The organism is Streptomyces sp. bgisy027 (assembly GCF_057710365.1).
In genome coordinates, this window is sequence record NZ_JBYIVZ010000025.1 from 22,768 (window position 1) to 33,963 (window position 11,196).

10 protein-coding genes are annotated in these 11,196 nt (G+C 73.4%); 3 read left to right on the forward strand and 7 right to left on the reverse strand.

All coding sequences use genetic code 11. The features are described 5' to 3' along the window. Position 1: 1 nt before the first annotated feature. Together AC3ETA_RS25110 and lgt are read left to right on the forward strand one after the other, a co-directional pair. Positions 2–775 (forward strand): DsbA family protein, encoded by a 774-nt coding sequence (locus AC3ETA_RS25110; RefSeq protein WP_432195153.1) that lies wholly within the window; start codon positions 2–4, stop codon positions 773–775. 76 nt (positions 776–851) lie between these two features. Then, the gene (lgt, locus tag AC3ETA_RS25115) at positions 852–1,811 is read left to right on the forward strand and encodes a prolipoprotein diacylglyceryl transferase (protein WP_432195154.1); all 960 of its coding nucleotides are present in this window, start codon (positions 852–854) and stop codon (positions 1,809–1,811) included. A gap of 60 nt (positions 1,812–1,871) precedes the next feature. Here the strand turns inward: lgt and AC3ETA_RS25120 are convergent, their stop codons facing one another. From AC3ETA_RS25120 to AC3ETA_RS25150, 7 genes are read right to left on the reverse strand one after another with little or no spacing between them, the layout of a single operon-like run. Beyond that, the gene (locus tag AC3ETA_RS25120; protein WP_432195155.1) at positions 1,872–2,726 is read right to left on the reverse strand and encodes an HpcH/HpaI aldolase/citrate lyase family protein; all 855 of its coding nucleotides are present in this window, start codon (positions 2,724–2,726) and stop codon (positions 1,872–1,874) included. Beyond that, positions 2,723–3,943 carry a CaiB/BaiF CoA transferase family protein gene (locus AC3ETA_RS25125; protein ID WP_432195156.1) on the reverse strand — a complete coding sequence of 407 codons (1,221 nt, stop codon included), beginning with the start codon at positions 3,941–3,943 and terminating at the stop codon, positions 2,723–2,725. Before AC3ETA_RS25125 ends, AC3ETA_RS25120 begins: the two co-directional genes overlap by 4 nt. Next, a complete protein-coding gene (rbsK, locus tag AC3ETA_RS25130; RefSeq protein WP_432195157.1) occupies positions 3,940–4,833 on the reverse strand; it encodes a ribokinase in 894 nt (297 codons plus the stop codon). The genes AC3ETA_RS25125 and rbsK overlap by 4 nt, the downstream gene beginning before the upstream one ends. Continuing rightward, a complete protein-coding gene (locus AC3ETA_RS25135; RefSeq protein WP_432195158.1) occupies positions 4,830–6,368 on the reverse strand; it encodes an ADP-ribosylglycohydrolase family protein in 1,539 nt (512 codons plus the stop codon). Before AC3ETA_RS25135 ends, rbsK begins: the two co-directional genes overlap by 4 nt. Continuing rightward, positions 6,356–7,531: an ADP-ribosylglycohydrolase family protein gene (locus tag AC3ETA_RS25140; RefSeq protein WP_432195159.1), complete on the reverse strand. Its 1,176-nt coding sequence runs from the start codon at positions 7,529–7,531 to the stop codon at positions 6,356–6,358. Before AC3ETA_RS25140 ends, AC3ETA_RS25135 begins: the two co-directional genes overlap by 13 nt. Before the next feature lie 8 nt (positions 7,532–7,539). Then, positions 7,540–8,940 (reverse strand): ADP-ribosylglycohydrolase family protein, encoded by a 1,401-nt coding sequence (locus tag AC3ETA_RS25145; RefSeq protein WP_432195160.1) that lies wholly within the window; start codon positions 8,938–8,940, stop codon positions 7,540–7,542. Further along, entirely contained in the window at positions 8,937–10,004 is a 1,068-nt protein-coding gene (locus tag AC3ETA_RS25150; protein ID WP_432195161.1) for an ADP-ribosylglycohydrolase family protein, read from the reverse strand. The genes AC3ETA_RS25145 and AC3ETA_RS25150 overlap by 4 nt, the downstream gene beginning before the upstream one ends. Positions 10,005–10,277: 273 nt before the next feature. On the opposite strand from AC3ETA_RS25150, the gene AC3ETA_RS25155 reads away from it, so the two are divergent. Further along, positions 10,278–11,009 (forward strand): VIT1/CCC1 transporter family protein, encoded by a 732-nt coding sequence (locus AC3ETA_RS25155; protein ID WP_432195162.1) that lies wholly within the window; start codon positions 10,278–10,280, stop codon positions 11,007–11,009. Positions 11,010–11,196: the final 187 nt, after the last annotated feature.

An 11,196-nucleotide genomic window follows, 5' to 3' on the forward strand; every position in this document is an offset into this window, starting at 1 on the left:
TGTGAGCGAAAAGAATCGTGAGGGAAAGCGGACCGCCCGTGAGCGGCTGGCGGTCGAGCGTGAGAAGCAGAAGGCCGCCGACAAACGGCGTCGGGCGCTGATCGTGGGCGCCGGCGTCGTCTGCGTCCTCGGACTCGCGGCGGTGATCGGCGTCGTCGCGGCCAACGCCGGCAAGGACAGCGGCAGCGAGGCGGGACCCGTCGTCGGGCCCTCGGGGGCACAGGGCAAGGACGGTCTCGCGATCCCGGTCGGCCAGGAGGGCGCCAAGTCGACGCTCACGATCTGGGAGGACTTCCGCTGCCCGGCCTGCAAGTCCTTCGAGGACGCGTACCGGTCGACGATCCACGAGCTGACGGACGCCGGCCGGCTCCGGGTCGAGTACCACCTGGCGACGATCATCGACGGCAACATGGGCGGCACCGGCTCACGCAACGCCGCCAATGCGGCGGCCTGCGCCCAGGACGCCGGGAAGTTCACGCCGTACCACGACGTGCTGTACGAGAACCAGCCGCCGGAGGTCGACGACGCCTTCGCCAAGAACAGCAAGCTCTTCGAGCTCGCGGGCAAGGTCGAGGGCCTGGACACCCCCGCCTTCCGCAAGTGCGTCGAGGACGGCACCCACAACAGCTGGGTGGGGAAGTCCAACGACGCCTTCAAGAGCGGCGGCTTCAGCGGTACGCCGACGGTCCTGCTCGACGGCAAGAACATCTACCAGGACCAGACGATGACTCCGGCCAAGCTGAAGCAGATGGTGGAGGAAGCCGCCAAGGGCTGAGAGCGGCCCCTGTTATGGACCCGTAGCCGGGCCGCCTGACATCGGTGCCGCCCGGCAGGGTAGCGTCGACCTTGCCATGGAACTTGCCTACATTCCCAGCCCGTCGCGCGGGGTGATCCACCTCGGCCCCATTCCGCTGCGCGGCTACGCCTTCTGCATCATCATCGGTGTCTTCGTAGCCGTCTGGCTCGGCAACAAACGCTGGATCGCCCGGGGCGGGCGGTCCGGCACGGTCGCCGACATCGCGGTCTGGGCCGTCCCGTTCGGACTGGTCGGCGGGCGCCTCTACCACGTGATCACGGACTACGAGCTGTATTTCAGCGAGGGCCGTGACTGGGTGGACGCCTTCAAGATCTGGGAGGGCGGCCTCGGCATCTGGGGTGCCATCGCCCTCGGTGCGCTCGGCGCGTGGATCGGCTGCCGCCGCCGCGGCATCCCGATGCCCGCCTACGCCGACGCCGTGGCGCCCGGCATCGCCCTCGCCCAGGCGATGGGACGCTGGGGCAACTGGTTCAACCAGGAGCTCTACGGCCGCGCCACCGACGTCCCCTGGGCGCTGAAGATCACCTCCTCGACGGACGGCCGGGTGCCCGGCACCTACCACCCGACGTTCCTGTACGAGTCGCTGTGGTGCATCGGCGTCGCGGTGCTGGTGATCTGGGCCGACCGTCGCTTCAAGCTGGGACACGGGCGCGCGTTCGCGCTGTACGTCGCCTCGTACTGCGTGGGCCGGTTCTGGGTCGAGTACATGCGGGTCGACGACGCGCACCACATCCTCGGGCTGCGCCTGAACAACTGGACCGCGCTGTTCGTCTTCCTGCTCGCGGTGGCCTACATCGTGATCTCGGCGAAGAAGCGGCCGGGCCGCGAGGCCGTGGTCGAGCCCGGCGCGAGTGCCTCCGGCGGTGAAGCCGGGGACGACGCCGACGCCGAGGCGAAGGACGAGGACGCCGAGGGCGAGGCCAAGGACGAGGACGCGGAAGACGCCGCGGAAGGCGTCAAGGACGAGGCCGGGTCAGGGACGAAGAAGACCTGACATCTGGCTCCACGACGATGAGGGCGCCCGGATTCTCCGGGCGCCCTCCGTCGTGTCCGGTCAGCGCCGGCGGGCCAGCGCCAGGGTCCGTTGCGCCGCCGACACCACCGCCGCGTCGATGAACGTGCCGTCCTTCAGGGCCTGGGCGCCCTGTTCCGTCGTGGCCGCCTTGACGATCGTCTCCGCCTGTTCCAGTTCCTCCTCCGTGGGGAGGTAGGCCCGTTCGATCACCGGGAGCTGGCGGGGGTGGATGGCGGCCCGGCCCAGGAAGCCGAGGGTGCGGCCGTGGGCGCAGGAGGCCGCCAGGCCCTCCAGGTCGCGGATGTCGGGGTGGATCGACTGAGAGGGCGGGGGCAGGGCCGCCGCGCGGGCGGCCACGACGACGCGCGAGCGGCACCAGTCGAGGCCCGCGTCACCGCGTACGCCCAGGTCGGCCCGTAGGTCCGCCTCGCCGAGCGAGATACCGCGCAGGGCGGGGTGGGCGGCGGCGATCGCGTGGGCGCGTTCGATGCCCAGGGCCGATTCCAGGAGGGCGTGCAGCGGGGTCGTGCCCGGAGCGGTGGGCGGGGTGGTCTGGGCGAGGTGGATGATCTGTTCGGCGGAGGTCACCTTCGGCAGGCGCAGCGCGGCCAGACCGGGCAGGGCGGCGAGGATCGCAAGGTCCTTCGCCGCCGGCGGGGTGCCTGGGGCGTTCACCCGGACATGGACGGGAACGGGGTGCTCCGGGTCCGCGAGCAGGTCGGCCGTGGCCGCCCGGGCGTAGTCCTTGCGGTCCGGGGCCACGGCGTCCTCCAGGTCGACGATGACGACGTCGGCGCCGGACAGGAGAGCCCTGGCCACCACACGCGGGCGGTCGCCGGGGGCGTACAGCCAGGTCAGGGGGAAGGCGGCGGCGGTCCTCGCCCGGACTGTCACAGGGCGCCTTCCTCGCGCAGGGCCGCCAGGTCGGCGGAGGTCAGGCCCAGGCCGGTGAGGATCTCCTCGGTGTCCGCGCCGTGCGGACGGCCGGTCCAGCGGATCGTGCCGGGAGTGGCGGAGAGCCGGAAGAGGACGTTCTGCATGCGCAGCGGGCCGAGTTCGGGGTCCTCGACGGTGGTGATGGTGTCCAGGGCCGCGTACTGCGGGTCCGTCATCACATCCCGGACGTCCTGGATCGGGGCCACCGCCGCCTCCGCCTTCTCGAAGGCGGCGAGCACGTCGGCGCGGGTGCGGCGGGCGATCCAGCCGCCGACGGCCCGGTCGAGGACGTCGGCGTGCCGGGCCCGGTCGGCGCCGGTCGCGAACCACGGTTCGTCGATCAGGTCCGGCCGCCCCACCAGGTGCATCACCCGCTCGGCGATCGACTGGGCGGAGGTGGAGACCGCGACCCAGCTGCCGTCCGCGGTGCGGTAGGTGTTGCGCGGGGCGTTGTTGGCGGAGCGGTTGCCGGTGCGTTCCTGGACGTGGCCGAGCTGGTCGTACCAGGTCGCCTGGGGGCCGAGGGCCAGCAGCATCGGCTCGATCAGGGCCATGTCGACGACCTGGCCCTCGCCGGTGCGCTCGCGGGCGGCCAGCGCCGTCATCACCGCGTACGCCGTCGCGAGGCCCGCGATCGAGTCGGCCAGGCCGAACGGCGGCAGCGTCGGGGGCGCGTCCGGTTCGCCGGTGAGCGCCGCGAAGCCGCTCATCGCCTCGGCGAGGGTGCCGAAGCCGGGGCGGTGCGCGTAGGGCCCGAACTGGCCGAAGCCGGTGACACGGGTGAGGATCAGGCGGGGGTTGGCGGCGGACAGCTCCGGCCAGCCGAGGTCCCACTTCTCCAGGGTGCCGGGGCGGAAGTTCTCGATGACGACGTCGGCGGTCGCGGCGAGGCGCAGCAGGGTGGCGCGGCCGCCGGGCTTGGACAGGTTCAGGGTGATCGTGCGCTTGTTGCGGCCGAGGACCTTCCACCACAGTCCCACGCCGTCCTTCGACGGGCCGTGGCCGCGGGAGGGGTCGGGCCGGTCGGGGTGTTCGACCTTGACGACCTCCGCGCCGTAGTCGCCCAGCATCGTGGCGGCGAGGGGGCCCGCGAAGAGAGTGGCCAGGTCGAGGACGCGCAGGCCGGTGAGGGGAGCTGGGGCAAGGGGGCGGGTGCCGGTGCCGGGGGCGCTCATGACGCGTACGCCTCCTCGATCTCGGGGCGGTACGGCATCCCCGCCGAGGCGCCCTCCCGCTGGACCGACAGTGCGGCCGCCGCGGCCGCCCACTTCAGGGCGTCCGGCATGGGGCGCCCCTCGCCGAGCGCCACCGCGAGCGCGCCGACGAAGGTGTCGCCGGCGCCGGTGGAGTCGACGGCGGTGACCTTCGGGGCGGGCACCGTCAGGGGTTCGGCGCCGCGGGTGACGTACAGGCTGCCGGCGACACCGAGGGTGACGACCACCTCGGGCACCTGGTCCAGCAGTGCGGTGGCCGCCTCGCGGGGGTCGGTGCGGCCGGTGAGGGCGGTGGCCTCGTGCTCGTTGGGGACCAACAGGTCGACGGCGGCGAGGAGTTCGGGCGGAAGGGACTGGGCGGGGGACGGGGTGAGGATCGTACGGACGTCGTGGCGACGGGCCGCCCGGGCGCCGGCGAGGACGGCGGGGAGCGGGATCTCCAGCTGGAGCAGCAGGGTGCCGGCGTCGGCGATGACGCCCTCGTCGCCGGGGCCGAGGTGGTCGAGCGTGCCGTTCGCGCCGGGGATCACGACGATCGCGTTGCCGCCCTCGTCGTCCACGACGATGTGCGCGGTGCCGGACGCGCCCTCGGCCGTACGGAGGTCGTCGGTGTCCACGCCGGAGTGTTCGAGGTTGGCGCGCAGCCGGGTGCCGAAGGCGTCGTTGCCGACCGCGCCGATCATCGAGACCATGCCGCCCGCACGGGCCGCCGCGATGGCCTGGTTGGCGCCCTTGCCGCCGGGGATCGTACGGAACTCCCGGCCGGTGACGGTCTCACCGCGCTGCGGGGCCTTCTCGACGTAGGTGACGAGGTCCATGTTCGTGCTGCCGAGCACGACGATGTCGGTCATGGGCGAGGTGCCTCCCGAGGGGTGTGCTGCTGGGTGAGGTCGTGGGTGAGCCGGGCCAGTGCGTCGAAGCCGGTGCCGTTGAAGTCGGCGACGGAGGTGGCGAGGCGGTTCTTGAGAGGGGTCGTCCAGCGGTCGGGGAGGGCGGCGGGGGTGCCGGCGAGGAGGGCGGCGACGCTGCCCGCCGTCGCGCCGCCCGAGTCGGTGTCCCAGCCTCCCGACACGGCACGGCTGATGGAGCCGGTGAAGTCGCCGTTCGCGTGGGTGAGGGCGGCGGCGATCAGGGCGGTGTTGGGGACGGCGTGGACCCAGTGGTGGGTGTGCGCGTGGGTGGCGTGGAGCTCGTCGACGACCGTGTCGAAGTCCTCGTGGAGACCGGCCAGTTGGACGGCGTGCCGCACGGCCTCCGCAAGCCGGGACTTCGGGGGGATCACCGTGAGGCCGGTGCGCAGACAGCTGTGGATGTCGTGCGGGCCGGCCGCCACCGCCGCCTGCGCGACGACCGCGGCGGTGAACATGGCCGCGTAGACGCCGTTGGCGGTGTGGGTGAGGGTGGCGTCGCGGTGGGCCTGCTCGGCCGCGGCGGCGGGGTCGCCGGGGTTGGTCCAGCCGTGGACGTCCGCGCGGATGAGGGCGCCGATCCACTCGCGGAAGGGGTTGCGGTGGCGGGCCGTGTGCGGGGGCTCGATGCCCAGGAGGAGGTTGCGGTACGCGACGCGCTCGGCGGTGAAGGTGCGGCCCGCGGGGAGCTCGTCCAGCCACAGGCGGGCCACGTCGGTGGTGGTGAAGGCGCGGCCGTGGCGCTGGAGCAGGAGCAGGTCGAGCAGGGGGTAGTTGAGGTCGTCGTCCTCGGGCATCCCGTCGATGTTCTCGGCGAGGGAGGTGGAGGCGGAGCGGCGGTTCCAGGGGTGGGCCGCGAGCAGTTCCTGGGGGACACCCTCGGCCGTGAAGTACGAGTTCAGGGGCCGGTTGCCGGTGGCTGCCGCGAGCCGGCGGATCCCTTCCAGGGGGAGCTTCTCGACGGGCTTGCCCAGCAGACAGCCGACGGCCCGGCCGAGCCAGGCGGCCTCGTAGCGGGCAGCGGTGGGCGCGGCAGGGGGCGGGGTCGGTCGGGAAGCGGTGGGCGCGGCGGAGGGCGGGGTCGGTCGGGATGCGGTGGGCGCGGTAGGGGGCGGAGCCGGTCGGGAAGCGGTGGGCGCGGCAGAGGGTGGGGCCGGGCGGGATGTGGTCGGTTCGGCCGCAGATGGGGGCGGTGCGGGCCAGGACGGGCAGCTCGCCCTGATCCTCGCGAGGTCGGTGGGCTCCCGGTCCGCCAACCTGCTCGGCAGGTCCGCCAGTTCGTCCAGCAGGTCCTCCGCCAGGGTGCGCAGATAGCGTGACGTGGGCTCCGGTGACGCGCCCGCGCGCAACGGCGCCTCGTGGCCACCCGCGGCCCTCCACCTCGCCGCGATCCTCGACGGCTCCCGGCCGTCCAGGGCGGCCTGGCGCAGCTCGTGGCCGATCAGGTCCTCGGGCTGGACCCAGGTCAGTCGGAGCACGGCCGGCCCTCCAGCGCCGCGAACGCCGCCTCGTGGGCGCGGCGCCTGCCCACGTCCCTGGCGTGGATCTCCCTCGTCACCTCGGACAGGGTGCGGGGCGGTTCCCACAGGTCCAGCCGGCTGGCCTCCGCGACCGCCTTCGACCAGTCCTCGGGGACCGGCGAGCCCAGGGCGCCGGACAGGGCGCCGGCCATCGTGGCGATCGAGTCGCAGTCGCGGCCGTAGTTCACGGCGCCCAGGACCGATGTGCGGTAGTCGCCGCCCGCGATCAGCAGCATGGCCAGGGCCACGGGGAGTTCCTCGATGGCGTGCAGGCGGGAGGGGCGCCGTGCGCCGAGGGAGGGCTGCCGGTAGTCCGGGCCGACGGTGTCGTACGGGGCGATCGCCGCCCGGAGCGGGACCAGCGCCGACTCGAAGTCCTGGTGGGCGCCCGCCACTTCGCAGATCCTCTCGATCGCCGTCCGCGTGCCGTCCTTCGCCAGCGCCAGACAGGCCGCGATCACCGAGTCCGCACTCGCCCCCGGTGCGCAGGCCGCGGCCACCGCCGCCGCGAAGACGCCCGCCGCCTCACGGCCGTACGACGACTGGTGGGCGCCCGCGATGTCCAGGGCCTCCGTGTACGCCGCCCTGGGGTCGGCCGCGTTGACGAGGCCGACCGGGGCCATGTACATCGCCGCTCCGCAGTTGACGATGTTGCCGACGCCGGCCTCCCGGGGGTCCACATGGCCGTAGTGGATGCGGGCCACGAGCCACTTCTCGGCCAGGAAGACGCGGTGCAGGGGGAGCGCCTCCGCCTCCAGCTCCGGGATCCAGCGCGGGTTCGTCATCAGGTCCGGGACCAGATGGTCGGCGATCGCGTACGCGTCGAGGTGGTCGCGGACGGAGCCGTAGACGCGGACCAGCGCGTGCGTCAGCAAGGTGTCGTCGGTGACGTGCCCGTCGCCCTTGTGGTACGGCGCGATGGGGCGGGCCGTACGCCAGGCGTCGCCGTTCCAGGGGCCGACGATGCCGTGCACCCGGCCGCCGTGGCGCTGAAGGATCTGGTCGGGGGAGTAGCCCTCCACCGGGCCGCCGAGGGCGTCGCCGACCGCCGCGCCGACCAGGGCGCCGGTGATCCGCTCGTCGAGACGCGGACCACTGCTTTCATCTGCTTTGGGCGTCATGCACCGAATCATCCTCCTGGTCGGGCCGGTTGTGCGGCTTCCAGGAGTTCGGCGAGTTCCACCAGGTCGGTGCCGGTGAGGCGGGGGAGTACGCAGCCGGAGAGGGTGCGGCAGGTGTCGCGCCAGGCCGCGGGGATCGACGCGCCGCCGCCCAGGGCGCCGGTCAGCGCGCCGGCCAGGGCCGGTGCCGAGTCGGCGACGCGGGAGAGGCACGCGGCGGCGGGGACCGCCTCGGCGATACGGCCGTCGGAAGCGACCGTGAGGGCGAGGGCGACCGGGACCGTCTCGGCGGCGGCGATGCCGTAGCTGTAGACGTGGTCGACGATCTGGTGTTCCAGGAGGGGGATCAGGGCGAAGGCGCTGTCGGCGGCCCGGGCGAGGTGCAGGGCATGGCGGGCGTTGCGCCCGATCTCCGTCTCCTCGGGGAGTTCGGCGAGGCCGGCCGTCACGCAGTCGGTGGTGTGCGCGCCGGTCAGGGCCAGGGACACGGCCGCCGCCATCGCTCTCGCACCGTGCACTCCGTCGCCGTCCTGGGTGTAGCGGGCGTCGAACTCGGCGAGGTCGGCGGCGCGGTGGGGGTCGCCGGGGTGGGCCACGGCGAGGACGCAGGCGCGGATGCAGGCGGCGTCGTCGAAGTAGTGCGGGTTGTCGTGGCCGGTGGCAGGTGGGCGCAGGCCGGTGGCGAGGTTGCCGAGGCCGGCGCGGACGGAGATGCGGGCGCGCAGGGGGAGGATGGCCGACTCGATCTCCGGGGCGCGGTCGGCTGCGGCGGCCACCTCGCCGGCCACGGCGTTCCAGGTGAGGTCGATGGCGGCTCGGGTGCGGCGTTCCCGGCTGAGGTCGCCGAGGGCCGTGTCGTCGCCGGCTCTCAGTACGGCCTCTGCGGCGAAGGCCGCCCATTCCGCGTCGTCGGAGGGGCCCAGGCGGAGGGGCTCGGGGGGTTGGTTGAGGGCGATGGGGACGGGGAGGGTGGTTGTCGCGTTGTGCTCGGCGAAGGTGTCGAGTTCTCGGGTGAGGCGGCGGGTCCATTCGGGCATGCGGGCGGCTCGGTGGCGGGCGGCGGGCCAGCCGGCGGCGTCGCCCGCGGCGAGGCCGAGGAGGAGGCCCTGGATGCGCTGCCCGGCCTCGGCTCCGCCTTCGGCCTGCTGTCTCCCACCGCCCGTGCGACTTTCGTCGTCGGGTGCGGGTGGCCCCGCCGGGGCCTGCTCGCCGTCGGCGGCTGCGGGTGGGGCAGGGGGCGTGAGCAGGGCGTTCGGGGCCGTGAGCAGTGTGGGACCGGAGTCGTTCGGGGGCGTCAGTAGTGCGGTCTCCGGGGCCGTGGGGGTCGGGGACTGCGTGAGCGGCGTCGGGTCGGCGTCCGGTGGGGGTGTGGGTTGCGTTTCCTCGGTCCAGGGGGTCGGTGGGGTCATCGAGGGGCTCCTTCGGGGGGCATCGGGGGTTCCGTCGGAGGGAGGCCGGCCGTCGCCCACTTCCTGTCCTCGCCCGGGACCAGGAGTTCCGCCACGTCCAGTACGTGGTGTCCGGCCATCGACGGCAGGCAGCTGCCGCGGGCCGGGCCGATCGCCGCCGCCCAGTCCGTGGGGATCGCCGATTCGCCCTGAGTGGCGCCCGCCAGTGCCCCGGCCACCGCCGCCGTCGTATCGGCGTCGCGGCCCATGTTCACCGCCGCCAGTACCGCCTGGACGAAGTCGCCGTCCGCCGCCGCGTACGCCCCGAAGGCCAGCGCGACCGCCTCGGGGGCCAGGTCGGTCCACGGGTAGCCGCCGATCACGACGGCGGAGCGGACCGCGCGTTCGCCCCGGTGGGCCACCGCGACCGCCCGGCGCAGGGAGCGCGCCGTCCAGGAGTCGTCCGGGACCACGGCGAGGGCCGAGGCGACCACGGCGATCGTCGGCGCCCCCGCCATCGCCGCGGCGACCCCCGCCGCTACTGCCTGGCCGCCGTAGATGCCCTCACCGTCGTGGCTCACCGAACCGTCGATCGCCACCAGGCGAGCTGCCTCCGAGGGCCGTCCGGCGGCGAAGACGCCGAAAGGGGCCGCCCGCATCGCGAGACCGTCGCTCCAGGCGTGCCGGTGCTGGGCGGAGATGGGGGCGGCCAGGCCCCGGCGGAGGTTCTCCAGCGTGCCGCGCTCGCTGAAGCCCGCGCCCCGGAAGGGGCCCTCGGCCCGGTCCGCGATCCACTCGTGCCAGGCCGCCTCCACATGGGCCGGCGTGAGGGCCGAGCCGTGGCGGGCCAGGAGGAGGCCCGAGAAGATCGCGTACTCGGTGTCGTCGGTGCCCGAGGGGTTGTCGGTGACGAATCCCGTCACCCGGCCCCAGCGGGCGCGGATCTCGGAGGGCTTCATGTTCTCCGCGGGAGCGCCGAGCGCGTCGCCGACCGCCAGGCCCAGCAGCGCGCCGCGCGCCCGTCGGCGCAGTTCGGCGGCGTCCCCGGGCGCCGGAACCGAGGGGATGCAGGCGATCGATGCCATACGCGGCCTCTCCTTGGGGGGCTCCACCCAGGGCGCGGAGCCCTTTGCGGATGTGTCCCACCGTCGGCGGTTGACCTGAGCCTCGGAAGCCTCAGAGTCACCCGGTCGACATCTGTGCGCACCCATACACGAATGAGCGTTCTAGGTAAAACCGCAGGTTAGACGAGCCTTTCCTTGCTGGCGAGGCGGAACTTCCCGGCGTAGATTTGGCGCTGTCAAAGAGTAGAACTCGTCTAAAGGCAGCCTTGCCTGAGTACCTGGGGGACACCTTTCATGGCCATCATCGAGACCGAGGCCGCGCTGCACGAGGCGCACCGTGACAACCACACGCACCGCGATGTGAACGGCGGCTGGCTGCGCCCCGCCGTCTTCGGCGCGATGGACGGCCTGGTCTCGAACCTCGCTCTGATGACCGGTGTCGCGGGCGGTGCGGTCAGTCATCGGACCATCGTGCTGAGCGGTCTCGCCGGTCTCGCCGCCGGCGCCTTCTCGATGGCCGCCGGCGAGTACACCTCCGTCGCCTCGCAACGCGAGCTCGTCGAGGCCGAGCTGGACGTCGAGCGCCGGGAGCTGAGCAAGCACCCGAAGGACGAGGAGGCCGAGCTCGCCGCGCTGTACGAGGCCCGGGGGGTCGAGCCCGAGCTCGCGAAGGCCGTCGCCGAGCAGCTCTCCCGCGATCCCGAGCTGGCCCTTGAGATACACGCCCGCGAGGAGCTCGGTATCGACCCCGGCGATCTGCCGTCGCCGCTGGTCGCGGCCGTATCGTCGTTCGGCTCGTTCGCGCTGGGCGCCCTGCTGCCCGTACTGCCGTATCTGCTCGGCGCGACCACCCTGTGGCCGGCCCTGCTGCTGGCGCTTGTCGGACTCTTCCTCTGCGGTGCGGTCGTGGCCAAGGTGACCGCGCGCAGCTGGTGGTACAGCGGGTTGCGGCAGCTCGCCCTGGGTGGTGCCGCGGCCGGTGTGACGTACGCCCTGGGCAGTTTGTTCGGAACGGCCGTAGGATAGCTCGGCTGGAACTTATGCGTTGGGCCGCATAAGTAGCCGTTACTCGCTGGTTTCGGATGCGTGACCACCGGGCATGAGCCGTAAGCGCTGTGGGCAATGACGCCTGGGGCGCACTCGCGGGGTCGGCGACGACGCCTCCTCCGCCCCCCTGGACCGTCGGACATGGACCTGTCCCGCTCGGTCCCCA